Consider the following 26,913-nt stretch of genomic DNA (forward strand, 5'->3'; position numbering starts at 1 on the left):
ATGTTACAAATTCAATCTTGTAAAAACTGTGTCAAATAGTACTCATCTGACGTGTACTAGTCGTTAAAATCATTAACTTAGCGTAAAAGGCATAATCCGAATATAAGAGACGAATAGTGTGATTAAATTAACACTTTCTGAACCGTTGATACATTTGTTAAAGTGATAAGGTTTGTCATTTCATCATCAGGAAGGTGTGTTTTGTTTGGAAGTCGTTTTACGGATATCAATCTCAAAGGAGATATGTTTGGCGGTGTAACTACAGCCATCATCTCATTGCCTTTAGCGTTGGCATTTGGTGTCGCTTCTGGTGCGGGCGCGGAAGCTGGCCTTTGGGGCGCCATCATGGTGGGCCTATTTGCGGCATTGTTTGGTGGCTCAAGCAGCTTGATATCAGAGCCTACCGGGCCGATGACAGTGATCATGACGGCAGTAATGACCAGCATGGTGGCCAAGTACCCTGAAACCGGGATGGCAATGACCTTTACCGTGGTAATGATGGCGGGTGCTTTTCAGATATTACTCGGTACATTAAAGCTAGGAAAGTACGTCACTTTGATGCCATATAGCGTGATATCTGGCTTTATGTCCGGTATCGGCGTGATTCTTGTCATTCTGCAACTTTCTCCTTTGCTAGGGCACGCAGCCCCTTCTGGCGGAGTGATGGGCACACTTTCGGCACTTCCTGATACGCTAGCTAATCTGAAAGTCAGCGAGCTGTTTTTAGGGGTATTAACGCTTGGTATCCTTTTCGGTTTCCCAGCTAAATATCGTAAGTATGTGCCCGCTCAATTGGTCGCTTTAGTGGCTGTAACGCTCTTATCCGTTATTATCTTTGATACCGACTCTATTCGCCGTATTGGTGAAATTCCCGCAGGCTTACCTTCTCTTGTTATTCCGACTATCAGTTCTGAGCAATTCACCACAATGGTGATCGATGCTTTGGTGCTAGGTACTCTTGGTTGTATTGATACGCTTTTGACTGCGGTTATCGGAGATTCATTGACTCGTAAAGAGCATGATTCAGACAAAGAACTTCGTGGCCAAGGCATTGCGAATATGATTTCTGGTCTGTTTGGTGCGCTACCCGGTGCGGGCGCAACCATGGGCACCGTGACCAACATTCAGGTAGGGGCTCGTTCTCCGCTTTCTGGTGTTATTCGTGCTTTGGTGCTTGCGCTAGTGGTATTGGTTGCGGGAGGCTTAACAGAACCGATCCCTATGGCTGTGTTGGCTGGTATCGCGATGTATGTCGGTTTCAACATCCTTGATTGGAGTTTTATTCAGCGCGCACACAAGGTGAGTTATGCCGGCATGGGTGTCATGTACGGTGTGATGTTATTAACCGTATTCGTTGATCTAATTATTGCGGTCGGGCTGGGCGTTTTTATCTCAAACATTCTGATCATTGAAAGGCTGAGTCGAGAGCAAGCTAGACAAGTTAAGGCGATCAGTGATGGCGATGATGAAGACGATATCCCATTGACTGACAGTGAACGTCAGTTACTGGATAGTGCCAATGGTAAAGTGCTGTTCTTCTACCTTTCTGGGCCGATGATATTCAGTGTTTCAAAAGCGATCTCACGTCAACACTCGAGCATTTCTGATTATGAAGCGATGATCTTAGACCTAACTGATGTGCCTATGATTGATGTTACCGTTGGCTTAGCGCTAGAAAATGCGATTAAAGATGCCCTAGATGCGCAGTGTGAAGTGTACTTATTGTGTCCTAATGAGAATACTCGTCAGCAATTAGAAAAATTCCATGTGATTGACCTTGTACCTGAATCCAATACTTATCGATTCAGATATGAAGCCCTGACAGCTGCAACAAGCTATGTTGATAGAGATGAACATCAATTTGACTCGGTTTAATCTTCAGCAATAATTTCACATGAATCAGTTATAGACGGCAAATATAGTATTGGTGATTAATGCCGTTAAGTTAATAACTTAACGGCATTTTTTATGTTTACTGAACACTGAATTGCTCTTTACGTACCTAATATTCTTGTTCGCTTTCGAAAGAAAGCCTCACTCGGTATTTGTGTTAATCGTTAATCAACGATAAACTTGTTTGCAAAATGGCCGAGTAAACAAGTTTGAGTTAGTTTTCTGCTAGCTCGTATTAAGCATTACTCTCTTCCTCAAATTCGGCCATCAACATCTTATCTATAGCAAATGGCAGTCTATCTCTATGTATGCATTAGAAATTGAGCAACTAAGAAAAACTTATGCAGGGGGCTTTGAGGCTCTTAAGGGCGTGAGTTTACAAGTAGAAAAAGGCGACTTTTACGCACTACTTGGCCCAAATGGTGCGGGTAAATCCACCACCATTGGTGTTATCTCTTCACTGGTTAATAAAACGTCAGGCAAGGTGAAAGTGTTTGGCTACGACATTGATACCGATCTGGAGCTAGCGAAGTTGAACTTAGGTTTAGTCCCGCAAGAGTTTAACTTTAACCCGTTCGAAACGGTTGAGCAGATCGTGCTACAACAAGCCGGTTACTACGGTGTACCGAAAGCTCTTGCTAAAGAACGCGCTAAAAAGTACTTATCTCAGCTCGATTTGTGGGAAAAGCGTGGCGAACGTGCGCGTAACTTATCTGGTGGTATGAAGCGTCGTTTGATGATCGCGCGTGCACTGATGCATGAGCCTCATTTGTTGATTCTTGATGAACCAACGGCGGGTGTTGATATTGAATTGCGTCGTTCAATGTGGGAATTCCTCAAGGAGATCAACGAGAAGCAGGGCATCACCATTATTTTAACTACGCACTATCTAGAAGAAGCGGAAATGCTGTGTCGTAACATTGGTATCATCAATCGTGGTGAGTTGATTGAGAACACCACAATGAAGTCGCTGTTGGGTAAGTTGAGTGCCGAGACCTTTATTCTTGATCTTGAAGAGGGTGCGACTGAACCTAAACTTGAAGGTGTGAATAGCCAAGTGATGGTTAATGGCTCGCTAGAAATCGAAATCGACAAGAATCGAGGTTTGAATACCATCTTTGATCAATTGAGTGAGCAGCAGGTAAAAGTTCTCTCTATGCGTAACAAAGCAAACCGCCTAGAAGAGCTATTTGTGAGTATCGTCCGTGAGGGGAATAAATAATATGTACAGCCTATATTGGACCGCTTTCTGCAGCTTGTTGACCAAAGAGATCAATCGCTTCACGCGTATCTGGGTGCAAACTCTGGTGCCGCCAGCGATTACCATGACGCTTTACTTCATCATCTTCGGTAACCTGATTGGTGCGCGTATTGGTGAAATGAATGGCTTTAGCTACATGGAATACATTGTGCCCGGTCTGATCATGATGTCGGTGATCACCAACTCATATTCCAACGTTGCTTCATCGTTCTTTAGTGCCAAATTCCAGAAGAACATTGAAGAGCTGCTTGTAGCACCTGTTCCTAACTACGTGATTATCGCCGGCTTCGTAATGGGCGGCGTGGTGCGTGGCTTGTTAGTGGGCACTATCGTCACCTTTGTATCGCTGTTCTTTGTTGACCTTCAAGTCGACCACTGGGGCGTGATCATTGCGACGGTATTTCTCACGTCGGTTGTGTTTGCTCTGGGTGGCTTGATCAACGCGGTATTCGCACGCACGTTTGATGATATTTCTATTATCCCAACCTTCATTTTAACGCCGCTGACGTATCTCGGTGGTGTGTTCTACTCGATCAGTCTATTGCCTGAATTCTGGCAAGGTGTATCGAAGTTGAACCCTATCGTGTATATGGTAAACGCGTTTAGATATGGTTTTTTGGGTGTGTCTGATGTGGGTATTGTGACGTCGTTTGGCGTACTAGGTGTGTTTATTGTCGTGCTGTATGGCATTGCACATTACTTAGTTACAAAGGGGATCGGCTTACGTAGTTAACTTTTAGTTATCCAAGAGCTATTAGTTATCCAGGATCTATTAGTTATCTAGGAGCTATTAATTATCCTGAATCGCAGGCAAAGAAAAAGGTCGATATTACATCGACCTTTTTTATGTTTTTCATTTGTGCTTTGCGGTATAACCTGGTTTACGTAAAGAGAAGAAAGCGATTACTCAGCAGTTTCTTCTTTCACTTCTTCTTTCGTTTCCGTGACCAAATCTAAAACTTGGTTGTCGATAAGACGAGTCTTACCTAGGAAAGCCGACATTAGAATCACTGCTTGAGTCGATTCTGAAGTGATCGCTTGTAACGTTTTTACATCACAAATGAATATTTCATCCGGTTGTAGGTCTGCTGCGCGTAGTTGGTCTGTTGCATCTTCAATGACAGACGCGTAATCATCACGACCACCACGAATAGCACTGCTGATCCAACGCATAGTGCGCGCTAGAACTGGAGCTCGCTGACGTTCATCAATCGTTAGGTTGCTATTGCGAGAGCTCATGGCTAAACCATCCATTTCACGAACAGTCGCTACGCCCACAACTTCAATGTCTAGCGCTAAGTCAGTTGTCATCTGGCGAATCACAGCAAGTTGTTGGAAATCTTTCTCACCGAAGCATGCAAAGTCTGGCTGAACGATATTAAACAGTTTCGTGACAATTGTTGATACACCGCGGAAATGACCTGGGCGAGAGGCACCTTCAAGCATATGAGATATACCAGGGACTTCAACAAACGTCTGTTTGTCCAATCCATCTGGGTACATAACCTCTGGTGTTGGCGTAAAGACTAACTCAACACCTTCGCCTGTTAGTTTGTTTAAATCGGCTTCTAACGTACGAGGGTAGTTATTTAGGTCGTCGGCGCGATCAAACTGCATTGGGTTAACAAAAATGCTTACAACAACAATGTCAGCCAGTTCACGAGCTTTCTTGACCAGAGTTAGGTGACCTTCATGTAGGTTTCCCATTGTTGGGACAAAAGCAACCGTACGTCCATCACGCTTAAACTGTTTAATCTGCTCACGAAGAGCCGCTATTTCAGCAAAAGTTTGCATAGTTACTCCTAAGCGATTGTATGAGCATCATCAGGGAAACGTGCGCTCTCTACTTCTTCTTTGTATAGAGCGACGGCTTTACGCATATCACCTGTTTCAGCTAGGAAATTCTTAGAGAATTTCGGCATGTAGTTCGCAGAAATACCGAACATGTCATGCATAACCAAGATCTGACCATCGGTAACATTACCTGCGCCGATGCCGATAACCGGTACGTCACAAGCTTCTGTAATTCTTTTTGCTAATGAAGCTGGTACACATTCAAGAAGAACGATTTGAGCACCTGCATTTTGTAGTGCTAGCGCATCAGCAACCATTTTATCGGCTTGCTCGTTGTCACGACCTTGAACTTTGTAACCACCAAAAATGTTTACCGATTGAGGCGTTAAGCCTAAGTGTGCACATACTGGTACAGCACGTTCTGTTAGCATCTTCACAGTTTCAATCAACCAGCTTCCGCCTTCGATTTTCACCATATTCGCACCAGCGCGCATTAAGGTTGCTGCGTTCTCACAGGCTTGCTCTGGTGTGGCGTAACTCATGAATGGCATGTCAGCCATAAGAAGACAGTTTGGGCTACCGGCACGCACTGAGCGAGTATGGTAAGCAATATCTTCAACGGTTACTGGTAATGTATCGTTACGACCTTGTAGAACCATGCCAAGTGAGTCACCGACAAGTAGAACTGGCATATCTTGGCTTTCGAATAATTGAGCAAAACTCGCATCATAAGCTGTCGACGTCGCGAATTTACGGCCTTCTTGTTTGCACTTGATTAGGTCGTTAATGGTTACTTTTTTCATTGATTTTCCTTAATGCGCTTGGCTATTGCTGCCAAACATTGAGCCCGTTCTTATCTACTATTTTTAGTAGTTCTGTCAGCTCAGTCCCATCAGGGAGTTGTAAACTTGGTGCGATTTCAGCAAGCGGGTAGAGCACAAACTCTCTTTCTTTCATTCCGTAATGAGGAACGGTTAAGCGCTCTGAATCGATCACCTCATTGCCGTATAACACGATATCGAGATCCAAGGTTCTTGGACCCCAACGCTCGTCTTTACGGACGCGCCCTTGCTCTTGCTCGATCTTTTGAGTGCAATCAAGCAGTTCAATTGGCGTTAATTCTGTTTTAATTGCTACTACCGCGTTGATGTAGTCGGGTTGGTTTTGCGGCCCCATTGGAGTGCTACTATATAGCTGTGAGGTCGCAACAAACGTTGTTCGCGGAAGATTCTTTAGCGTTTCGATAGCCAAGTTTGCTTGGCTAACAGGGTCGGCAAGATTACTGCCGACCGCAATGTAAGCCGTTATCATTTTGATTGCTTACTCTTTTTGTTCCTGTAAGTCTTACGGCGGCGATGACCCGACTTTGATGGTGCTGCTACGTCATTAGCCATCGCTTGACGCATATTGCGTCCTGCTGTCTGATAACGCTCCCACCATTTTGCTAGTTCTTTGGTTTCGCCACCTTCAATTTCGCCACGCATTTCTAGGAAATCGTAGCCAGCACGGAACTTATTGAGTTCCATCAGGCGAACGGCACGTTTACCGTTGCGGCGAGGCAGTCGTAGTTGCAGTTGCCAAACTTCGCGAATGGTTGCGGTATGGCGACGAGGAATCGCAATTGATTTTACTTGTCGATCAAGAATGATGTTACTTGCTTCCATGATCGCATCGTAGTGCGCCATACCCTGTTCAGCGACAAGCTTGTCTGCCAACTTGTTCATTGGGTACCAAAGCATTGCAGCAAACATAAACGCGGGGTTTACTCGCTTGCCATCTTCGATGCGAAGGTCAGTCGAGTCGAGTACCAAATCAAGCATCTGCTCGGTATGTGAGTCGTAGCCTTCTGTGAAGTGTTCCGCTACTGAAGGGAACATCTGCTGGAACAGGTTGTACTCACGCATCAAGTGGTAGGTTTCTAAACCGTGACCTGATTGCAGTAATTTTAGAGACTCTTCGTAAAGGCGCGCTGCTGGGATATCTTTTAGAAGGTGTGCTAACTCTTCAATTGGGTCGGCTGTATCTTCCTCAATATCAAAATCCAGTTTAGCGGCGAAGCGCATTGCACGTAGCATGCGTACTGGGTCTTCGCGGTAACGCGTTTCTGGATCGCCAATCAGGCGGATCAGCTTATCTTCTAAATCTTCTACACCACCCGCGTAATCGTGGATGCTATAGTCTGCAATGTTGTAGTACATCGCATTGATTGTGAAGTCACGACGTTCTGCATCTTCATCAACATTGCCGTACACGTTATCGCGTAGCAACATACCTTCTTCAGATTGCGCAGAAACGTTTTTCGATGGCTCTTGGTGGTGGCCACGGAAAGTTGCTACTTCAATGATGTCACGACCAAACATGATATGTGCCAAGCGAAAACGTCGACCGATAAGGCGACAGTTTCTGAATAGGTGCTTGATTTGCTCTGGCGTTGCGTTGGTCGCGATATCAAAATCTTTTGGCTGAGAGCCCAATAAGATGTCGCGTACACCACCACCGACTAGAAATGCGTCAAAACCCGCACCATTCAGGCGATATAACACTTTAAGTGCATTGTCGCTGATCTGCTTGCGTGAAATATTGTGCTCTTGACGAGTATAAATATTCAGAGCTAATTCGTGGAATCCGCGTTGTTCGCTTGGGGTATTGTCGTTTGTATTCATTAGTTTATAACAAAGTAGGTATCGCCAGCTTTGTTTTTCTCTTAGTCCAAAGTGGTAGTGCAGAGTTTAATTGCGGCTAATAATAGCTTAGCGCGAGCCATTTGAGAACATCGTCTGCTTAGTCACAGGTATTTGTTACGGTATTTTTATGTATCGTTATTGCGATTTGCCGTTAGTTTCGAACTCATTGCTGTGCTCTTTTTGTAAACTATCAGGTAACTGATAGACGTTCCATTGCTGGCAGCCCCACAATAAAATTTCATCTATTGACGCCTCGAAAAGAGCATTCGGGATATTAAAACCTAAGAATCGCATCGCATTGATTAACGTCGGTTTTGGGTTGTCGAGATCTATCGCGGTGGCATGATTTTGTTTTGACAGTTTATTCCCCAAGCCATCGGTTGCCAATGGTAAGTGCAAGTAGCTCACGTTTTTTTGCTTGAGCGTCTTATACAAACTGATTTGTCGACCTGTTGGTTCTATCAGATCTGCACCTCTAACGACTTCTGTTACCCCTTGTTCGATGTCATCAAGGACAACTGCCAAGTTATAGGCAAACAACCCATCTCTGCGCTTGATAATAAAATCTTCTTCAGCCAATGCTTTGGGAATTTGAATCGTGCCGTGACGAACATCGTCAAAGGACTCGATGGGAAAGTCCATACACAAGCGCACCGCCTGTTCGCCTGAATCAACCAAACCTTTGTCTCGGCAGTGGCCACTATAAAACCCACCCAAGGACTTTATTTGCTTACGGGTACATTGACAGTAGTAGGCCTGATTGTCAGTGACCCATTGATCAATTTGAGCTTGATATAGGTCATGACGCTGGCTTTGATAAACGACTTCACCGTCCCAATACAGGTGGTAAGCCTCAAGCGTCTTAAGAATGAGGTCTGCAGCGCCAGCCATTTCTCTTGGCGGATCGAGGTCTTCCATACGAACTAACCATTGTCCTTGGTTAGATTTCGCTTGAAAGTAGCTACCAAGAGCAGCAACCAGTGAGCCAAAATGAAGAGGACCTGACGGTGATGGTGCAAAGCGTCCGATATAATTCATGAGTGAGAAACCTAATCTTGATGGTACCGCAGTAGCCGATTCTTAAGACGTTTGGTGATTAGTTTATCGCTATCAACAACGATATAAACCACTTTTTAAAACAAACAAAAAAGGGAGCCAAAGCTCCCTTTCTTTACATCCGCAAGAATTAACCTTGCATCTGTTTCTCTTTGATCTCTGCAAGTGTTTTACAGTCAATACAAAGGTCAGCAGTTGGACGAGCTTCAAGACGACGAATACCAATCTCGACACCGCAAGAGTCGCAGAAGCCGAAATCGTCTTCTTCGATCTTATCTAGTGTCTTCTCAATTTTCTTGATAAGACGGCGCTCACGGTCACGGTTACGTAACTCTAGGCTGAATTCTTCTTCTTGAGAAGCTCGGTCAACAGGATCTGGAAAATTCGCTGCTTCGTCCTGCATGTGGTGCACAGTACGATCAACTTCTTCCCTGAGCTGGTTGCGCCAAGCTGATAAAATTTTTGTAAAATGTTCCGTTTGCTCAGGTGACATGTACTCTTCACCTGTCTTTGCTTGGTACGGTTCAACACCTGCGATGGCTAGGATGCCTAGCGCTTTTTTCTTAGATTCTGGCATACAGCATCTCCTATTTACACCTAGTCAACTGCAAAGCAGCTAATTTTAAGGCGGGTATCTATAGCAGAAAGAACGAATGGTGGCAAATACTCTTGTTAAAACTTGCAATCAATGTGAATAGTTCAGCATTTTTGCTTAGCTATTGATAAATTCAACGGCTTGTTTTAGTTGTATTTGAGTACTGCTGAGCTCTGCTTTATAGCAAAGCACTTCAACTCCAGCGTCTTGTGCTTGTTTTAGTAATAACGAATATTTGGCGTCTATATGGTGTGCCGCAGACACTTTTTCAATGCCTGAATGTAAAACAGTGAATAAAAGGACGGCTCTACTTCCAGATTCGACCATTTCTGTGAGTTCTCGCAGGTGTTTTTGGCCTCTAGTTGTCACTGCATCAGGGAAAAAACCTTGCCCTTCGGTCGACGCTTGTTGTTTAGTTGATATTTGTTGCTTAGTTGACACTTCTTCGTCGAGCAAAGTGACGCTTTTTACTTCGATATAGCAAGGCGGCTTTTCGTTATCTTCAAGCAGAATATCAATGCGACTATTCTCACTGCCATATTTCACTTCGGTTCGTAACGCGTTATAACCTAAGAGTTCAACTATAGTCCCATTTTCAATTGCTTCCACCGCTAGCTGGTTTGCCCGCGCAGTATTTACACAAATACGGTGACCTTTGTCTGTTTCTGAGATCTCCCAGCTGTTTGGGTACTTTCTTTTTGCATTGTCTGACGTTGAGTACCACACCGTATTGCCAGGAGTCGCACATCCTGTCATCGCTCCGGTGTTAGCGCAGTGGATAGTACGCTCGCTGCCGTCTGGAAGTTGGATGTCAGTGAGAAAGCGTTTATAGCGTTTAATAAGAGTCGCTGGCTCTAATGGAGGATTGAAGTGCATATTACTTATTTAGAGAGGTAGGTTTTTATGTACAATGTTGCCAACATTACACCACAAGGTTCACCCATTGCCACAACTGCCCATAGAAGCTGTGATGCCAGATCTGCTCGCTGGCGTACAAACACACACTCAACTTATTCTAAAGGCCGCTCCCGGTGCCGGTAAGTCAACATTCTTCCCTTTACAGTTGGTTAAGGCTAATGCCGTTCAAGGCAAAATCATTATGCTTGAACCAAGGCGTTTGGCTGCAAGGAATATTGCTACTTACTTAGCGAGCCAACTAGGAGAGAAAGTGGGAGAGAGCACAGGTTTTAGGGTTCGTGGTGAATCTAAAACCAGTAGTGCGACTCGCTTGGAAATCGTGACTGAAGGGATCATGACGAGAATGATCCAAACCGACCCTGAATTGACTGGGGTTGATATGGTGATCTTTGATGAATTTCATGAACGCAGCATTCACGCAGATACTGCATTGGCGTTCAGCTTGGAGATCCAAGATGCGCTGCGTGACGATCTAAAAGTGGTGGTGATGTCGGCAACCTTAGATCAACACGCTCTGCAATCTTTGTTACCTGATGCCAAGTATGTTGAATCGCAAGGCCGAACTTTCCCTGTCGACTTCTACTATCAGCCATTAGGCTCGAATGAATATTTAGCACCTAAAATGGCTAAGGTGATTCAATCTCTGATGGAGAAAGAATCGGGTTCACTTTTGGCTTTCTTACCGGGTGTCTCGGCGATAAAACAAGTGGAATCACAACTTGGGCAACTTGTCAGTGATATTGACGTGTGTCCGTTGTATGGCCAATTGAGTTTTGAACAGCAGCAGAGAGCGATCGCGCCATCGGTGAAAGGGCGTCGAAAAGTGGTATTGGCCACTAACATTGCGGAAACCTCTTTGACGATTGAGGGGATTCGTTTAGTGGTTGATTCGGGGTTAGAACGAGTTGCAAAGTTTGATTTGAAAACCGGTATTACCAAGCTTGAACAAGTGAAAATTTCGCAGTCTTCTGCTGAGCAAAGAGCGGGTCGAGCAGGGCGAATCGAAGAGGGCTTGTGTGTTCGCTTGTACAGCGAAACACAGCTTATGCAGCAACCTGCTGTACCAGAACCTGAAATTCTTCATTCTGATTTGTCTTCGTTGGTGTCTGAATTGACGCAATGGGGCGCTGCGAGTGCTGAGGAACTGCAATGGTTAGACGTTCCACCAAAAGCTTCAACAGAACAAGGTAAGCAACTCTTACAAAATCTGGAACTGTTAGACGCTAATGGGCAGTTCACTTCGATCGGTAAGCAAGCCCAGCGCCTAGGCATTGAGCCGCGTATCGCTAGTATGCTGATCAAAGCGCAACAAAACAGCCAAGCCTTGTTGAATGTCGCGATTGTCGCTGCCGCTTTACTCGAAGATCCGGAACGCAATGTGACGGATATTCAACACTCGCTACATCGACTTAAGCAAAGAAAGCACTCGAAAAACAGTGTTGTGATGCAGCGAGCGAAAAGTCTCGCCAGCAAACTCAATCATCACTTAGATTTGTCACAAGTTGACGAATCATTGCTACCATTAGTGCTTTGTTTTGCATTCCCAGACCGAATTGCACAAGCGAGAAGTGCGAGCAGCTGTGCTTTTCTTCTGGCGAATGGTCACGGTGCTGAAGTTCGTGATGATGATCCATTGGCGAATAATGACTATATCGTTGTGATTGATTTGATGCGCAGCACAGGGCGAGCCAGTCAAGTTTTCTTAGCTACCGCGGTTGATATTGCGCAGCTAGAAGTTGAATTTCCAAAACTGTTTGTGTGTTCCGATTACGCCGATTGGGATGAGAAACGTGGTCGCTTAGTGGCAGAGCAGCGAGTGTCTTTGGGGAAGTTGATTATCAGCACCAAAGCTTTACCAGAACCCGATGCGAATCAGGCGAGCCAAGCGCTACTCAATTATATCGCTCGCTGCGGACTGGAGCGCTTACATTGGACGTCTTCAGCTAAACAGCTCGTTGAGCGTGTACGCTGCGCACTGCTTTGGATGCCAGAGCATGATTGGCCAGCGATGGATGATGCGAGTTTGATTGAACATCTTGATGAGTGGCTATCACCCTATCTGAATGGCATTAAGTCAGCCAAAGGGCTGTCGAATGTATCGATTGAACAAGCATTGTCGGCTTATCTTGGCTGGCCTCTGAATCAAGAAATAGATCAATGGCTACCGACTAATTACCTGATGCCAACGGGCAGTAAGAAGTCGATTCGTTATCAATATAAATCTGAGCCAATGATCTCTGTTCGAATGCAGGAAGTCTTTGGTGAGCAAGATTCCCCCTTGATTGCCCAAGGGCGTAAAAAGGTGGTGCTTGAGTTGCTTTCTCCTGCGCAACGACCACTGCAAATTACTCAGGATTTAGCCGGCTTTTGGGCTGGCGCGTACAAAGAAGTACAAAAAGAGATGAAAGGCCGTTACCCAAAACATCCTTGGCCGGATGACCCTGCTAATCATGTAGCAACCACTAAAACCAAACGACAGTTGAACCGATGATGACCAAAATGTTAACGCCAAAAAAGGCACCACCTAAAAAAGCGCCAGCAAAGAAGTCACCAGCGACCAAAGGCAAGCCTAGAAAGCCAAGATCAGCAGCGAAAAAGACTAAACCTAAGGCTAAGCCGTCTGGCAAGAGAGGTTGGTTGAAGATTCTGTGGGGCATTTCTTGGAAAGCTGGCTTAGCACTTGCCGCATTGCTGTTGTTCGTCGGTATTTATCTGGATTCAGTGGTTAAGCAGCGTTTTGAAGGTCAGCTTTTTGATCTGCCAACCGTTGTTTATGCTCGTGTGTTGGATCTGTCTCCGGGGACTGCGGTGAGTGTGGTACAGGTTAAGAATGAACTGGATGTACTTAATTACCGTAAAGTGAATTCTCCTCGTCACCCAGGTGAGTACTCTTCTTCTTCAACCAAGATTGAAATGATTCGTCGTCCGTTCGAGTTTGTCGATGGACCTGAAGCGGATCGTCATGTAATGCTGCATTTCAACGGTAACGAGTTAACTCGTATACAGTCGCTAGAGAAGAAAGGCGACATGGGCTATCTACGTGTTGAGCCGAAAATGTTGGGTATGCTTGAAAAAAGTAACGATGAGCAACGCCTGTTCTTAAAACGTAATCAGTTCCCAGAAGTGATGGTTGATGCCTTATTAGCAACTGAAGACCGAAGCTTCTATCAACACGATGGGGTATCGCCATTAGCAATCGCTCGTGCAATGGTCGTTAACGTCAAAGCTGGGCGAACGGTACAGGGGGGTAGTACGCTGACACAACAGCTGGCAAAAAACCTGTTCTTGTCCAGTGAACGTACATTGTGGCGTAAGGTTCGTGAAGCCTACATTGCGCTTATCTTGGACCATCGTTACAGCAAAGACCGTATTCTAGAGGCTTACTTAAACGAGGTTTACCTTGGGCAAAATGGTGGGCAAGCGATTCATGGTTTCGGCTTGGCATCTCGTTTGTATTTCGGTCAACCTATTCAAGAGCTCCGCATCGATCAACTAGCATTGCTGGTGGGTATGGTGAAAGGCCCTTCGTATTACAATCCGGTTCGTTACCCTGAGCGTGCTAAGACTCGACGCGATCTGGTTCTTCGCTTATTGATGCAGCAAGACATATTAACTCCGCGACAATACGAAGAAGCGGCGAGTCGTGATTTGGATATTCAAGACAATCCACGTATTGCTAGTCGTCAGCCAGCTTACTTCCAGCAAGTAAACATTGAGCTTAAGAAGTATGTAGGCGATCGATTTGAAGCGAAAAAAGGGATTCGAGTCTTTACCTCTCTGGATCCCGTTTCCCAAGACAAGTTAGAAAAGTCGATTGCTCGTAAAGTGCCTGATTTATCGAAAACGGCAGGTAACAAACTGGAAGCCGCAGCGATTGCCGTGGATCGCAATACTGGTGAAATCCGAGCGATGGTTGGTGGTAAACGTACCGGTTACGATGGTTTTAACCGTGCTTTGAATGCGAGTCGCCCTATTGGTTCTTTGGTTAAGCCTGCCATCTACTTAACCGCATTGGAACAACCTCAGAAGTATACGTTGGCGACAACATTGAAGGACACCCCACTGAGCTTGAAAGGTAGTAAGGGCAGCGTATGGAGCCCAAGAAACTTCGATCGTAAGTTCCGTGGCGATGTGCCCTTGTATGTGGCGCTTTCTAAGTCTTATAACGTACCTACCGTTCGTTTAGGCATGCAGTTAGGCATTGATAGCGTCTCGGACACCATTGGTAAGCTGGGTGTCGATAAAAATGAGATTCGCCCAGTACCGTCGATGTTTTTGGGTTCGTTCTCACTGACTCCGTTCCAAGTTGCTCAGATGTACCAAACCATTACCAACTCTGGTCGCATTGCGCCTTTGTCTGCACTTCGTTCTGTTGTTGATAATGATGGCGAAGTTCTGTATCAATCGATTCCTCGTGTATCGCAAAGCGTTGACCAGCAGGCAGCTTGGTTAACAACCTATGCGATGAAGCGGGGTGTATCGGAAGGTACAGGTCGTTTCTTACAAGGTCAGTTTGCATGGGCTGGGTTAGCTGGTAAAACGGGCACAAGTAATGACAGCCGTGACAGTTGGTTCGTGGGTGTTGATGGTCGTGAAGTCACGACGATTTGGTTAGGCCGAGATGATAATAAACCGACTAAACTAACCGGTTCTAGCGGTGCGTTGCGTGTCTATGCCGATTATCTGAAGCAAAGAACGCCTGAACAACTATTACTGCCTTGGCCAACAGGAATTGCGACCGCTAGCTTTACTCGAACTTCTGAAGGGGCGTTAGAGTTTGACTGTGGTGGTACAGTCAAATTGCCGGTCTGGGATGAAAGTGGCAGCATTAAAAAGGGCTGTGAAAGTCAACCAAAACAGTGGCTAAAGAAGCTTTTTCAGTGGTAAAGTCATAACAGAAAAGAATGACAAGGATAGTTTAGATAATGATTTCTCGTTGGTTAGTGAGTAGCTTGGGTATTGTCGGTACTGTGATCAGTTTTCAACTGTTTGCCGCTACTGCAGCACAGGTTGATTCATCAGAACATGTTGAACTTAAACAAGCTCATAAAAGGCCAACCGTTGCTGTCGTTCTTGCTGGTGGTGGGTCAAAAGGTGCAGCTCACATCGGTGTGCTTAAAGCCCTAGAAGAGATGCAAATTCCGGTTGATTACATTACCGGTACCAGCATGGGCGCATACGTTGGTGGTCTTTATGCGACAGGGATGAGCGCTGATGAGATCGAGAGCTTTATTTATACGGTTGATTGGAATCGTGGTTATCGCGATCGCGTTAACCGTAGTGATCGCCGTGTGCGAGACAAAGAATATGAAGACCGTTATCAACTGAATACCGATCTCGGTTTAGGTTGGGGCGAAATCAAAGCCAGAAAAGGTGTGGTTCAAGGTCAGAATATGTTGCGTATTCTGCGCGAGACCACTGGTAATTTATCTCCCCTCGATTCTTTCGACAGCCTCGCTATTCCATATCGCTCTGTCGCAACCGATATTATCGACCTTGAAGAAGTCGTGATCGATCATGGTCACCTTGTTGATGCGATGATGGCGAGTATGTCAGTACCTGGAGCACTTCCTCCTTATGAAGTTGATGGGCGAATGTTGGTCGATGGTGGTGTCACCAATAACATGCCTGTTGATGTTGCTAGAGCGATGGGGGCTGACATAGTTATTGCGATTGATATCAGTACTAACTACAAAAGCAAAGAAGACTTCACTAACTTTTTAGCCGCAGCAGACCAACTCTCTAATTACCTTGTTCAACGCAGCACTCAAGAGCAAGCCGCGACGTTAACAGACGATGATTTTTTCCTACGTCCTGATGTTGGGCAAATGGAGACCACCGAGTTCGATAAAATGCCGACGGCTTATCATGCTGGATACGAAGCAACAAGGCAGTATACGGATCAGCTTTCTAAGTTGGCGCTCTCTAACGCAGACTATCAAAAGTATATTGATCAGAAACAGCAAGCTCGAAAGCAGCTAAAACATGGCGACCAGACTGTCGTTGATAGAGTTATTATTAACAACAACACCCACTATTCAGATAAGTTAATCGAAAATCGTTTAAACCTCGATTCTGGTCAGGTTATTAAAACCAGTGAAATCGAATCTAAAGTGAAAGATCTTTATGCCTTAGATCGGTTCGAGTTGGTTACTTATGAATTTGAAAATGTTGATGGTGAGGATCAACTGCTGGTCGATGTGAACGAAAAATCTTGGGGTCCAAACTACCTCAATTTTCGATTCTTTCTTGAAGATGATTTCTCTACAACCAGCCAGTACTCGCTCGGTGTCTCTGCCAACTTTACCGATATTAATAAGCATGGTGCAGAACTAAGAACTAATATCGAGATGGGAACGGACAAACGCATTGAGGCGGAACTCTTCTCACCATTCTTTTCGAGTCAAAAGTTGTTCACATCTGTGTCTATTGCTTACAGCAACCAGAATCGAAACCTGCCAGCAGGAATCGGCGAGATTGGAGAACCTACACTGGATGCAACCAAAGACTACTTACCAATGTCTTATCAAGAGTATCTGAGTGAATTTGCATTGGGCTATCAACCGACATTGTGGCAAGAGCTGAAATTTGGTGCACGTTATACCGATGGCAGTATTGAGGTGGCATCATTACCTTCACTAGGAAGTGGTGGCTATAAACGTATTGGTGCCTTTGCCAGTTATAGATTGGATACTTTGGATAACTTCAGTCTTCCTACCGAAGGTTATTTTGTCGATTTAGAATACCTTATCTCTCATGACGATTTTGAGAATGAGAGCTCTAATGGTGGTTCAGATTTCTCTTCTGAGAGTGATACAGTCTTTGAACTTTCGGCCAATTTTATGGCAGCACAAAGCATTGAAAAGCATACTTTAGTCGCAAAGGTTGATTACGGCATCGTAGAAAGTAAAAACTCAGTCTTTCCGATTGATCCGAAAGAGTTAGGAGGGTTCCTCAATCTATCCGGTATTCCAAGAAATAGTTTGATCGGTCAGAACTTAGCTTACACCAGTTTGATCTACCGTTATAAGTGGTTTGAAAATGACTTCGGCCTCTTTGAATCACCGTTCTACGTGGGTGCCTCTATTGAACATGGTGGTGTTTGGTCGAACAATGACTTAAAACTGGATGAAGCTCCAATGTATACTGCAGGCTCTGTTTTTGCGGGTGTCGACTCACCCATCGGGCCGATCATATTAGCTTATGGTCGAACCGAAGATAACTTTGATTCGGTGTATCTGATTGTCGGTACTTCCTACAAATAATCATGCGTAGAGTCACCGTTTAACTGCGTAAATAGGCAAAAATAGTGGGACTTTCGTCTTAACTTGCTATGTTGGTCAAAATGATAAGATTTTAATTTAACGTTAAATTTGCTATTCTACCGCCCACAGTTTGGCCTCTATGATGCCGCTCATCAATACAAATTGAATGACAAAAATGGCAATGGAGAGCCAAGTTTCCAAGGATGTTCGCTTCTTTATTTTACTAATAATTATGAAGGTAAGAAGTGAACCGCAATGAGAGGAAAAAAGTCGTGCTTGAAGCCTACCGTAAACACGTCGAAGAACGTGCTGCCGAGGGAGTTGTCCCAAGACCACTAGATGCTGAGCAAGTCGCTGGCCTAGTTGAACTTCTAAAGAATCCACCTCAAGGTGAAGAAGAAATCATTCTTGACCTACTAGAAAATCGCATTCCACCGGGTGTAGATGAAGCTGCTTACGTAAAAGCTGGCTTCCTTACGGCTATCACTAAAGGTGAAGTAGCTTCTCCACTAGTAAGCAAAGCAAAAGCTGCACAACTGCTTGGTACTATGCAAGGTGGTTACAACATCGAGTCTCTAGTGTCTCTGTTAGACGATGCTGAGCTTGCTCCAATCGCAGTTAAAGCCCTGTCTCATACTCTACTGATGTTCGATGCGTTTTACGATGTAGAAGATAAAGCGAAAGCAGGTAATGCTTCAGCACAACAAGTACTTCAATCTTGGGCTGATGCTGAATGGTTTACAGCGAAAAACAAAGTAGCGGAAAAGATCACCGTTAAAGTATTTAAAGTTACCGGTGAAACTAACACTGATGACTTATCACCAGCGCCTGATGCATGGTCACGTCCTGATATCCCAGTGCACGCGAAAGCGATGCTGAAGATGGAACGTGATGGCATTACTCCTGATGAACAGGGTAGCGTTGGTCCAATCAATCAAATTGAAGAAATGCAAAAAGACGGCATTCCACTGGCTTACGTTGGTGATGTTGTTGGTACAGGTTCTTCACGTAAATCGGCAACAAACTCAGTACTTTGGTTTATGGGTGAAGATATCCCATTCGTACCAAACAAGCGTACTGGCGGTGTTTGTCTGGGTGGTAAAATTGCACCAATCTTCTACAACACAATGGAAGATTCAGGCGCACTACCCATTGAACTGAACGTACAAGACATGAACATGGGCGATGTCATTGATATCTACCCGTACGAAGGTGTTGTTCACAAGAACGGTTCTGTGATTTCAAACTTTGAGCTAAGCAAAGTACTTCTTGATGAAGTGCGTGCTGGTGGCCGTATTCCACTGATCATTGGTCGTGGCCTAACGGGTCGTGCTCGTGATGCTCTAGGCCTAGCTGAAACCGATCTGTTTGCTAAACCAATCGATCCTTCTGCTTCTGATAAAGGCTACACATTAGCTCAGAAGATGGTAGGTAAAGCGTGTGGCGTTGAAGGTGTGCGTGCGGGTCAGTACTGCGAACCTAAAATGACGACAGTGGGTTCTCAAGATACTACGGGTCCTATGACGCGTGATGAGCTGAAAGATCTGGCTTGTCTTGGCTTCTCTGCGGATCTTGTGATGCAGTCTTTCTGTCACACATCTGCATACCCGAAACCAGTTGATGTAAACACTCACCATACACTGCCTGATTTCATCATGAACCGTGCAGGTGTTTCACTTCGTCCGGGTGATGGTGTTATCCACTCATGGTTAAACCGTATGCTTCTTCCTGATACTGTAGGTACAGGTGGTGACTCGCATACTCGTTTCCCTCTAGGTATTTCATTCCCTGCGGGTTCTGGCTTAGTAGCATTTGCTGCAGCAACAGGTGTTATGCCTCTTGATATGCCTGAATCAATCTTGGTTCGCTTTAAAGGTGAAATGCAGCCAGGTATCACGCTACGTGACCTAGTACATGCAATTCCGCTTTACGGTATCAAGCAAGGTCTACTAACGGTAGAGAAAGCAGGAAAGATCAATGAGTTCTCTGGTCGTGTACTAGAAATCGAAGGTGTTGAGCACCTATCTGTTGAGCAAGCATTTGAACTTTCAGATGCATCAGCAGAGCGTTCTGCGGCAGGTTGTACGGTTAAGCTATCTCAAGAGTCTATCGATGAGTACCTGAACTCGAATATCGTTATGCTTAAGTGGATGATCGCTGAAGGTTACGGTGATGTTCGTACGATTGAGCGTCGTATCACGGCAATGGAAGAGTGGTTAGCGAACCCTGAGTTGCTATCTGCTGATTCAGATGCGGAATACGCGCACGTTATCGAGATTGATCTTGCTGACATCGATCAACCAATCCTATGTGCGCCAAACGATCCAGATGATGCTCGTCTTCTTTCTGACGTTCAAGGCACTGAGATTCAAGAAGTGTTCATCGGTTCTTGTATGACCAACATCGGTCACTTCCGTGCTGCAGGTAAGATGCTAGAAGAGTTTAATGGCTCTTTAAATACTCGCCTATGGGTTGCTCCGCCAACTAAGATGGATAAAGACCAACTGACAGAAGAAGGCTACTACGGCATCTTCGGTCGTGCTGGGGTTCGTATTGAAACTCCGGGTTGTTCATTATGTATGGGTAACCAAGCTCGTGTTGCTGATGCTTCGACGGTTATGTCTACGTCTACTCGTAACTTCCCGAACCGTTTAGGTAATGGTGCGAACGTTTATCTAGCTTCTGCTGAACTTTCTGCTGTTGGTGCGATTCTTGGTCGTATCCCAACTAAAGAAGAGTACTTAGCGTACGCTGAGAAGATCAATGCAACCGCTGCCGATACTTACCGTTACTTGAACTTCCATAAAATGGGTCAGTACACGGATAAAGCAGACACAGTTATCTTCCAAGAACCAGCTTAGTTCCTCGTTATATTTGTAGCTGCAGCGTTGTTGACTGCGTACGTTCACCGGAGCGCCGGCCGCCCTAGTCACATAGAGCTTCTATGCTCATAGGGATGAACGTACTTGTCGCCTAGCTGCAACTCCAACTATTTAGAGGAACCCAAATGATAGAGCGTCTACTTCGGTAGGCGTTTTTTTATGTCTGAATGTTAGTTTACGAGCGACTCGATCTCTTGATGACTTCGCTATATACTCTCGCCTCATTTTTTACCCTATCTGTCATTAGTGCACGGAGCCTTTATGGAATTTGAATTTACACGAAACACTTTAATGGGCGAGTACTATGTAAAGTGCAGCATGGGTCATGAAATTGTTGGCCGCTGGCTTCAAGAAGAGATCGGGAAAGATAAGCAGAAACTGGATCATGTGATGGCGTTGATTGAGCAATCTCGACAAGATCTGAGCAATGAAGTGATGCTACTAGGCAAAGAGATCAGCCTAGCGATCAATGAAGACGACGTAACGATTCAAGAAAATGTGCTAGGGCACGAACAAGAGATGGAAGAGGGTAGTGAGTTCGATTTCTATAATTGTGAAAGCGAAGCAAGCTGCGGAATTGACGATTTCGAGTTGCTCATCGAACGTTGGATTGATTTTTTAGGTTACTAGTCCTGACACCTATTTATTAGTCATTCAGAGCTTTGAAGGCTCCGTTGCCCAAAACTAGAGCAACGACAATGCAGCGCATTAAGATAGTGAAAAGGCCGCACCATATTGGTGCGGCCTTTTTCTTTTCTAAAACGGTATCATTTCCATTTCATTTGAAATCAATAACTTAACTTTTTGGCACGCTACTTGGATTGTAATAAGAGTATTAACGGATTAAGTGAAGAATTTAAGGAAAGAATATGAAATTAATAAATGCCATTGTAAAGCCGTTCAAATTAGACGATGTACGCGAAGCGCTCTCTGATGTTGGTATTGAAGGTATGACCGTTTCTGAAGTGAAAGGCTTTGGTCGTCAGAAGGGGCACACTGAATTGTATCGTGGTGCAGAGTACCAAGTGGACTTCCTACCAAAGGTAAAGTTAGAGATTGCAACCCAAGCTGAAAATGTTGACCGAGTTGTTGAAGCGATTAGCCAAGCGGCACACACCGGAAAAATCGGCGATGGCAAAATTTTTGTGTATGACCTAAGCCAAGCCGTACGAATTCGTACCGGTGAAATGGATGCTGAAGCACTTTAAAGAATTACAAGGACTGGAGACTTTAATATGGAACTTACAACAACAGTAATGGAACTACGTTACGCACTAGACACTTTTTTCTTCCTCATTTCAGGTGCGTTGGTCATGTGGATGGCTGCAGGCTTCGCGATGTTAGAAGCTGGTCTCGTTCGTTCGAAGAACACCACAGAAATTTTAACTAAGAACATTTGTTTGTACGCGATTGCTTGTACGACTTTCTTAGTCGTTGGTTACAACATTATGTATGTCGATAACGGCGAAGGTGGCTGGTTACCGTCATTTGGTACTCTGATTGGTACTCAAGGTGAAGGTGCAGACCACTCATTAGAATCAGACTTCTTCTTCCAAGTCGTTTTCGTTGCAACAGCAATGTCTGTGGTATCTGGCGCGGTTGCTGAGCGAATGAAACTTTGGTCATTCCTTATCTTCTCTGTCGTGCTAACAGCATTCATCTACCCAATGGAAGGTTACTGGACTTGGGGCGGTGGTTTCCTATCAGAAGCCGGCTTCAGTGACTTTGCTGGTTCAGGTATCGTACATATGGCTGGTGCTTCAGCAGCCTTAGCGGGTGTGCTTCTACTGGGTGCTCGTAAAGGTAAATATGGTAAGAACGGTGAAATCTACCCGATTCCAGGTTCAAATATGCCACTGGCAACGCTAGGTACATTTATCCTTTGGTTTGGTTGGTTCGGTTTCAACGGCGGTTCTCAACTAATGGTTTCGGATTTTGAGAACGCAACAGCAGTAGGTCAAATCTTCCTTAACACCAACGCAGCAGCAGCAGCAGGTGCGATTGCAGCACTACTAGTATGCAAAACAACTTGGGGTAAAGCAGACCTAACAATGATTCTTAACGGCGCGTTAGCTGGCCTAGTAGCAATCACTGCAGACCCTCTATCACCATCACCTCTATTTGCTGTAGCGATTGGTTCTGTATCTGGTGCATTGGTTGTATTCAGCATCATCGCTCTAGACAAAGCTAAGATTGATGATCCAGTAGGTGCTATATCGGTACACGGTGTGTGTGGTTTCTTCGGTCTAATGGCTGTGCCACTAAGCAATGCTGATGCAACGTTTGGTGCTCAACTATTGGGTGCAGCAGTAATCTTTGCATGGGTATTCGGTGCTAGCCTAGCGGTATGGGCAGTGCTTAAAGCAACAATCGGTATCCGAGTAACTGAAGATGAAGAACTTGAAGGTATGGACATGCACGATTGTGGTGTCGGCGCCTATCCAGAGTTTGTGTCTGTAAAATAGAACATTATGTATTAATCCATAATTTACAAATATTTACATATTACCCACTTGAAACCTGCTCTCATGAGCAGGTTTTTTTGTGCTCTATCATTGAAATTAATATTTTAATAAATATAATAACGCAACTGATATAGATTATCATTTCGATATAAAGGACTTTACCAATGAAAAAATTGCTAACTCTTTCAGCTCTAGCATGTAGCGCAATCGCACCAACGGCTGCAATCGCTGCTGAAGAAGTAAACGTATACTCTTACCGTCAACCTTTCCTTGTTGAACCTATGTTTGATGAGTTCACGAAAGAGACAGGCATCGAGGTGAATGTTAAGTTTGCTAAGAAAGGTTTAGCAGAGAAGCTAGCTCAAGAGGGCGAATACAGCCCAGCAGATGTGGTATTAACTGTTGATATCAGCCGTCTATCTGAGCTAACTGAAAAAGGTTTAGTTCAAGCTGTAGAAAGTGATGTTCTAGAAAAGAATATCCCAGCTCAATACCAAGACACAGCTAACGAGTGGTTCGCTCTAACAACTCGTACACGTAGCGTTTACTCTTCTCGTGACCGTGTTGGTCGTCTAGGTGAAGATTTCACTTACGCTGATCTAGCTAAGCCAGAATTCAAAGGTAAAATCTGTACACGTAGTGGTAAGCACCCATACAACGTTTCTCTAGTATCTTCGATGATTGCTCACAAAGGTGAAGCTGAAACGAAAGAATGGCTAGAAGGCGTAAAAGCAAACCTAGCACGTAAGCCTCAAGGTAATGACCGTGCACAAGTTAAAGCGATCAAAGAAGGTCTATGTGACGTTTCTCTTGGTAACAGCTACTACCTAGGTAAGATGGTTAACGATAAAGAGCAAAAAGCTTGGGCTGACGCTGTTTACCTTAACTTCCCTAACCAAGAGACAACAGGTACTCACGTAAATATCTCTGGTATGGCAATGGCTAAATTCTCTCCAAATAAAGAGAACGCGGTTAAGCTAATGGAATTCCTATCTGGTGACGTGGCGCAAGGCATGTACGCAGAAGTGAACTACGAATACCCAGTTAAAGCTGATGTTAAACCTTCAGAGCTTGTTGCTTCTTGGGGGGAATTCAAAGCTGATACAATTTCTCTAGACCAGATTGCTGACCACCACGCAGCTGCAATCAAGCTACTAGACGAAGTTAAGTTCGATCTATAATTTTTTACTGTAGGCTTCGGCCCAAGTAAAATGACAGCCTCAAGTCGCCATTTCGGTAACTTGGGGTTGTTTTGTTTTGGAAAATCACTTTTTGATACAAAGCTCCCCGTTAATCCCCAGAGTTATGAGCATCTCACCTTGAAGTCATTACAGTATATGGGTATAAATACCCCCCCATTAAAAGGATATGAGATGTATTTGCAAATGCATTTGTGTTTCATTAAGCCTCGTTGTAGTTAGGCGATGAAAGAAAAGAATTATTTATGGAACACCAGTAGCTGCATCATTGCTGTATTGCTGGTTTTACCGATTTTAGCGATTTTTACGACTGCTGTTGGAGAAACAGATGAGCTATTTTCTCATCTTATGTCCACAGTAATGCCCACCTATACTTATAATACGGTGGTTTTACTCATAGGAACCTTATTCCTGTCTTTGGCTTTTGGTATTCCGTCAGCTTGGATTATGGCAATGTGCCGTGTTCCAGGAGAGCGCGTTTTACAGTGGGCGTTAGTGCTGCCATTAGCCATGCCAGGCTATATTGTCGGGTATATCTTTACCGATTGGTTCGACTTTGCTGGTCCGGTTCAAATTCTGCTACGAGATTTAACAGGCTGGGGGCCCGGAGAGTACTGGTTCCCAGACATTAGAACCTTGTTCGGAGCTATTATTGTTCTGTCACTTGTTCTCTACCCCTATGTTTATTTGCTATGCCGCGCGGCTTTTATGGAGCAAAACGTCTCCTTATTGCAATCCGCTCGGTTGTTAAAGTGTTCACCTTGGGAAAGCTTTCGTCGTATTTCCTTGCCGCTTGTTCGTCCATCAATGGCGGTCGGGCTATCACTGGTTGCAATGGAAACCATTGGTGACTTTGGTACCGTAAGTTACTTTGCAGTCAATACCTTAACGACTGCGGTTTACGATACTTGGTTAGGTTACTCAAGCTTAACGGCTGCTGCGAAAATATCGGCGATTATGCTGATTATCGTGATCCTACTATTGAGTTCAGAGCGCTATAGCCGTCGCAAACAGAAATTATTCCAGAATCAATTCAGTAGTCGTGAAGATTTTCGTTACGACCTTTCCGGTTGGAAGAAGTGGTTAGCATTGTTTTGGTGCTGGGGGTTGGTGTGTGTCGCATTCTTGTTCCCTCTTGCCCAGTTAATGATTTATGCCTACAAATATTTTGCTCAAAGCTGGACCCCTGAATTTAGAGAGTATGCCGTTAATAGCCTTTATGTTTCGGTAGTTGCTGCAATTATTGGTGTCGTTATTGCTTTGATTGTGAACTTCAATCAACGTGTTAGTCCAAGTAAGAAAAATCAGGCTTATATGCGTATCGCTTCCATGGGCTATGCCGTTCCAGGCACAGTGTTAGCCATTGGTGTGATGGTCCCAGTTTTGTTTATGGATCATTTAGTCAACGATATTGCAAAAGTGATGGAATGGACAGGACCAGGTTTGATCTTCTCTGGTTCTATGTTTGCACTTATCTTTGCCATGGTCGTGCGTTTTTCAGCGGTTGCAATTGGCAGCATTGAAAGTAGCTTGAGTAAAGTTTCTCCTTCATTGGATATGGCATCTAAAACAATGGGCTGCAATACCAACCAGATGTTACGTCGTGTTCATTTACCTTTGATTAAACGAGGCGCATTGATCGCCGGATTATTGGTGTTTATCGAATCAATGAAAGAGTTAAATGCGGCATTGTTGCTGCGTCCTTTTAATTTCGAAACGCTCGCGACTTATGTTTATAACTATGCGTCAGATGAGCACCTTGAATTAGCAGCCATGCCTGCTGTGTTGTTAGTCTTGGTGGGTTTAATTCCGCTGATCATCGTAAACCGTTCCTTGGAGCAGAAACACTAATGAGTTGTGCATTATCAATTAAAGATCTGACTTGTAAGTACGAGTCCCAAACTATTTTGGAATCTCTTTCTTTAGAAGTTGAGCATGGTGAAATTGTTTGTTTGCTTGGTGCCAGTGGTTGTGGTAAGACTACGCTGCTTAAAGCGATTGCCGGCTTGCTTCCATTGAGTAGTGGCGTCATGAGCTTGAACTGTCAAACCATCGACGATGGAGACAACTGGTTACCACCTGAGCAGAGAAACATCGGAATGATCTTTCAAGATTACGCCCTGTTTCCGCACTTGACGGTAAACCAGAATATCTGCTTTGGCCTCAAAGGTCTTTCTGAACAGCAAAAGAAAGAGAAAGTTCAAGAGATGTTGGAGCTAGTTCACTTAGATGAATTCGGTGACCGATACCCACATCAACTTTCTGGTGGTCAACAGCAGCGCGTAGCGATTGCTCGTTCTTTAGCGTACAAGCCAGACTTATTATTATTGGATGAACCCTTCTCAAATATTGATACTCAAGTTCGCCATGAGTTGATCTCTCAGATTCGTAAAATATTTAAAAAGCAGGGTGTTACTGCTATTTTTGTAACGCACAGCCGTGAAGAAGCATTCGCTTTTTCAGATAAAATGGCGGTAATGAACCATGGTGTGATTGAGCAATATGGTTCAGCATCTGAGTTGTACTTCCACCCATCGAGTAAGTTTGTTGCTGATTTCTTAGGTGGTGGTAGCTACTTGAATGCACAGCGTATTTCAGATAATGAATTTGAAACGAGCTTGGGTCTGATAGAAGCGAAAGCACAAACTCAAATCGAAGTGGGAGCGGAATGTGCGTTGTTACTAAGACCACAGCATATAGTGGCGAGTCATGATGTCGACAGTAACCTGTCCGTGTTGGAACAACAATTTATGGGCGACCACTGTCGTTATGTGATTGAAGCTAACGGTCAGAAACTGTTAGCAACGTCTTCTGAGGCTCTAGGTGTTGGTATGCCAGTCACCGTCAAAGTAGATACCAAAGGTGTATTGGCGTTTTAATGATACGCAGTAAGTATCGTTC

At 44.6% G+C, this 26,913-nt stretch carries 20 protein-coding genes; 13 read left to right on the forward strand and 7 right to left on the reverse strand.

Annotation, left to right across the window (positions count from 1 at the left end; genetic code table 11):
• Positions 1-243: 243 nt before the first annotated feature.
• The 3 genes from ACED28_RS06290 (at position 244) to ACED28_RS06300 (ending at position 3,887) form a co-directional block, all read left to right on the forward strand.
• On the forward strand, positions 244-1,875 hold the full coding sequence (locus ACED28_RS06290; RefSeq protein WP_029223085.1) for a SulP family inorganic anion transporter: 1,632 nt from the start codon (positions 244-246) through the stop codon (positions 1,873-1,875).
• A gap of 322 nt (positions 1,876-2,197) precedes the next feature.
• Complete coding sequence (locus ACED28_RS06295; RefSeq protein WP_009847588.1) at positions 2,198-3,115, forward strand: ABC transporter ATP-binding protein; 918 nt, start codon at positions 2,198-2,200, stop codon at positions 3,113-3,115.
• Between the two features lies 1 nt (position 3,116).
• Positions 3,117-3,887: an ABC transporter permease gene (locus ACED28_RS06300; protein WP_009847587.1), complete on the forward strand. Its 771-nt coding sequence runs from the start codon at positions 3,117-3,119 to the stop codon at positions 3,885-3,887.
• 170 nt (positions 3,888-4,057) lie between these two features.
• Here ACED28_RS06300 and panC read toward each other — a convergent pair whose 3' ends face one another.
• The 7 genes from panC to sfsA form a co-directional block, all read right to left on the reverse strand.
• Positions 4,058-4,948, reverse strand: a complete 891-nt coding sequence (panC, locus tag ACED28_RS06305) for a pantoate--beta-alanine ligase (RefSeq protein WP_009847586.1) — start codon at positions 4,946-4,948, stop codon at positions 4,058-4,060.
• 8 nt (positions 4,949-4,956) lie between these two features.
• A complete protein-coding gene (panB, locus tag ACED28_RS06310) occupies positions 4,957-5,751 on the reverse strand; it encodes a 3-methyl-2-oxobutanoate hydroxymethyltransferase (protein WP_009847585.1) in 795 nt (264 codons plus the stop codon).
• A gap of 22 nt (positions 5,752-5,773) precedes the next feature.
• Positions 5,774-6,259, reverse strand: coding sequence for a 2-amino-4-hydroxy-6-hydroxymethyldihydropteridine diphosphokinase (gene folK, locus ACED28_RS06315; RefSeq protein WP_009847584.1), 486 nt, complete (start codon positions 6,257-6,259; stop codon positions 5,774-5,776).
• A complete protein-coding gene (gene pcnB, locus ACED28_RS06320) occupies positions 6,256-7,611 on the reverse strand; it encodes a polynucleotide adenylyltransferase PcnB (RefSeq protein ID WP_371709507.1) in 1,356 nt (451 codons plus the stop codon). The genes folK and pcnB overlap by 4 nt, the downstream gene beginning before the upstream one ends.
• Before the next feature lie 156 nt (positions 7,612-7,767).
• Entirely contained in the window at positions 7,768-8,670 is a 903-nt protein-coding gene (gene gluQRS, locus ACED28_RS06325) for a tRNA glutamyl-Q(34) synthetase GluQRS (protein ID WP_009847582.1), read from the reverse strand.
• Between the two features lie 148 nt (positions 8,671-8,818).
• On the reverse strand, positions 8,819-9,265 hold the full coding sequence (gene dksA / locus ACED28_RS06330; RefSeq protein ID WP_009847581.1) for an RNA polymerase-binding protein DksA: 447 nt from the start codon (positions 9,263-9,265) through the stop codon (positions 8,819-8,821).
• 135 nt (positions 9,266-9,400) lie between these two features.
• Positions 9,401-10,159, reverse strand: coding sequence for a DNA/RNA nuclease SfsA (gene sfsA, locus ACED28_RS06335; RefSeq protein WP_009847580.1), 759 nt, complete (start codon positions 10,157-10,159; stop codon positions 9,401-9,403).
• A gap of 94 nt (positions 10,160-10,253) precedes the next feature.
• Here sfsA and hrpB point away from each other — a divergent pair, with 94 nt between their 5' ends.
• From hrpB to ACED28_RS06385, 10 genes are all read left to right on the forward strand, one after another.
• Positions 10,254-12,692 carry an ATP-dependent helicase HrpB gene (gene hrpB, locus ACED28_RS06340; protein WP_371709532.1) on the forward strand — a complete coding sequence of 813 codons (2,439 nt, stop codon included), beginning with the start codon at positions 10,254-10,256 and terminating at the stop codon, positions 12,690-12,692.
• Positions 12,689-15,088, forward strand: a complete 2,400-nt coding sequence (mrcB, locus tag ACED28_RS06345; RefSeq protein WP_371709508.1) for a penicillin-binding protein 1B — start codon at positions 12,689-12,691, stop codon at positions 15,086-15,088. Before hrpB ends, mrcB begins: the two co-directional genes overlap by 4 nt.
• 38 nt (positions 15,089-15,126) lie before the next feature.
• Positions 15,127-17,466: a patatin-like phospholipase family protein gene (locus ACED28_RS06350; RefSeq protein WP_371709509.1), complete on the forward strand. Its 2,340-nt coding sequence runs from the start codon at positions 15,127-15,129 to the stop codon at positions 17,464-17,466.
• Between the two features lie 272 nt (positions 17,467-17,738).
• The gene (acnB, locus tag ACED28_RS06355) at positions 17,739-20,327 is read left to right on the forward strand and encodes a bifunctional aconitate hydratase 2/2-methylisocitrate dehydratase (RefSeq protein ID WP_029223086.1); all 2,589 of its coding nucleotides are present in this window, start codon (positions 17,739-17,741) and stop codon (positions 20,325-20,327) included.
• A gap of 282 nt (positions 20,328-20,609) precedes the next feature.
• On the forward strand, positions 20,610-20,978 hold the full coding sequence (locus ACED28_RS06360) for a YacL family protein (RefSeq protein WP_371709510.1): 369 nt from the start codon (positions 20,610-20,612) through the stop codon (positions 20,976-20,978).
• Between the two features lie 239 nt (positions 20,979-21,217).
• On the forward strand, positions 21,218-21,556 hold the full coding sequence (gene glnK, locus ACED28_RS06365; RefSeq protein ID WP_004738200.1) for a P-II family nitrogen regulator: 339 nt from the start codon (positions 21,218-21,220) through the stop codon (positions 21,554-21,556).
• Between the two features lie 27 nt (positions 21,557-21,583).
• On the forward strand, positions 21,584-22,813 hold the full coding sequence (locus ACED28_RS06370; RefSeq protein ID WP_122045983.1) for an ammonium transporter: 1,230 nt from the start codon (positions 21,584-21,586) through the stop codon (positions 22,811-22,813).
• Positions 22,814-22,977: 164 nt separating this feature from the next.
• Positions 22,978-23,994: a Fe(3+) ABC transporter substrate-binding protein gene (locus ACED28_RS06375; RefSeq protein WP_012604721.1), complete on the forward strand. Its 1,017-nt coding sequence runs from the start codon at positions 22,978-22,980 to the stop codon at positions 23,992-23,994.
• 243 nt (positions 23,995-24,237) lie between these two features.
• Entirely contained in the window at positions 24,238-25,863 is a 1,626-nt protein-coding gene (locus ACED28_RS06380) for an ABC transporter permease (protein WP_371709511.1), read from the forward strand.
• Positions 25,863-26,891 carry an ABC transporter ATP-binding protein gene (locus tag ACED28_RS06385; protein ID WP_017097323.1) on the forward strand — a complete coding sequence of 343 codons (1,029 nt, stop codon included), beginning with the start codon at positions 25,863-25,865 and terminating at the stop codon, positions 26,889-26,891. The genes ACED28_RS06380 and ACED28_RS06385 overlap by 1 nt, the downstream gene beginning before the upstream one ends.
• The last annotated feature ends 22 nt before the right edge of the window (positions 26,892-26,913 follow it).

It is taken from the genome of Vibrio sp. 1F253 (assembly GCF_041439295.1).
Taxonomy (GTDB): Bacteria; Pseudomonadota; Gammaproteobacteria; order Enterobacterales; family Vibrionaceae; genus Vibrio; species Vibrio tasmaniensis_A.